The organism is Bacillus sp. JJ1503, from assembly GCF_036965125.1.
In the GTDB taxonomy this organism is placed as follows: Bacteria; Bacillota; Bacilli; order Bacillales; family Cytobacillaceae; genus Cytobacillus.
On the sequence record NZ_JBALOZ010000533.1, the window covers coordinates 1 to 1,605 of the forward strand.

Below are 1,605 nucleotides of genomic sequence, written 5' to 3' on the forward strand. Positions count from 1 at the left end.
GTGTATAGGACATGACACTAAGTACAATTAAACTGCTGGCTATCGATAAGCTAATTGATAAAAAGTGGTTCTCGAGACGCCTAAATAATAGATAAAAGAATAATGAAATCCATATAAAAAGTGTACTGATAATTAACAGTTGAAGGATCGCAAAAGAGACAAGGGAATGGAAAGCCAGGTTAACAAAAGCTCCTGCTAATGAGAGGGGAATAAACATTTCGCGTATATTTTTTATGATTGGGATGGCCTCTTTTTCCGAAGAATAATTAGAAATAATGGGGATAAGAAAAAAAGGTAACGTACTTCCAAATAAGATTCCAGTTGTGACACGAATAAAGTTATTTGTTGAATAAACACCTAAGTAAGATCCGAAGCCGTCAACTACTAATGGCAATAGGAGAATTAATAGGAAAAAGCTATTTTTTTTATTAGGAATGGCTATATTCTTATACCTTTTCAGCACAGTGATAAACATGAGTGAACTAAAAATGCCCAGATAAATTCCTGTATCTCGAGCACAGACAGGTAAGTAATATCCCTCCATCTGGAATGAACGTTCAGGAAGCTGATGGCAGATGGCTTTTCCTATGAAGAACGTAAATTTTTCAATACTTGAGAACATATACAACCCCCATTTTTGAAGGAAGGGGCTGACCTTTTTGAAATGGTACTATTATGGAAAGGGTGGTTGAATGAAAGGTTTTAAGGGGTCAGCCTTACATATAATTAATAGGTGTAAAATGCTGGCAGCATGGAAAATGCAGATAATGCAAACCAGCATACACAGCTAAGAACAATCGAAATGATACTTATGAGCAAACATTTTTTTCCGACACTTTTTTTGTCAAAATCTTGATCATTCATCCAAACAATTCCTAAAATAATCCCCACGATCGGAATAAAAAAAGAAAGCAGGTAAAATAAAACCCTTTGCCCTCCGGACACTTTATTCACCTCCACGTATTTCTACATTTGGATTTCAATGCTAAAAGTCCTAGTCATATATATGTAAAAAATAGAATAATATTGCTTTTCCAACTTTAAGAATTAAGGTGAAACTTCAATTAGTGAGGTTTTTCCAAAGAAAAGGTGTAGCGGTGCCGCCTGACGAATTAGCGGAGTTTACATATTTTTTGAGAAGAAGGGGATTTTATTAGTATCTAAATATAGGGAGATTTGCTTTATGGATTTCAAGATATTAAAGTCAATCAATCAGCTTTCTGGCCGCTGTTATCCAATTGATCTGCTTATGATATTGATATCAAATAGAATTCGTTATTTGTTTATTTTTATTTTGATTTTTATGTGGTTTAGAAATTATTCCAACAAAATTGCATCTCGTAATGCACTGATATCTGCAGGGATTTCATTGTTAATGAACATGTTAATTAAGCTGTTTTATTTTAAACAACGTCCATTTGTAAAACGCAGAGTTGGAATTCTTATTCCCGCCAAATTGGATTCATCTTTTCCCAGCAAACATACCTTGCTAGTGTTCGCAATTTCAACTTCAATTTTTCTTTATGAACGTTTCATTGGTTCAATCATGTGGATTTTATCTATTTTGACGGGCCTCTCTCGAATTTGGGTTCGGCATCATTATCC

The 1,605-nt window shown here is 34.2% G+C and carries 3 protein-coding genes; 1 reads left to right on the forward strand and 2 read right to left on the reverse strand.

The window, feature by feature from the left end:
- Together V7149_RS26315 and V7149_RS26320 are read right to left on the reverse strand one after the other, a co-directional pair.
- A partial coding sequence (locus V7149_RS26315; RefSeq protein ID WP_335348500.1) for a DUF2085 domain-containing protein occupies window positions 1-622 on the reverse strand: 622 nt, incomplete at its 3' end.
- A gap of 104 nt (window positions 623-726) precedes the next feature.
- Window positions 727-945, reverse strand: coding sequence for a hypothetical protein (locus V7149_RS26320; protein ID WP_335348501.1), 219 nt, complete (start codon window positions 943-945; stop codon window positions 727-729).
- Window positions 946-1,183: 238 nt separating this feature from the next.
- Between V7149_RS26320 and V7149_RS26325 the strand changes: the two genes are divergently transcribed.
- Window positions 1,184-1,605: phosphatase PAP2 family protein (locus V7149_RS26325; RefSeq protein WP_335348502.1), on the forward strand; the 422-nt coding region annotated here is incomplete at its 3' end.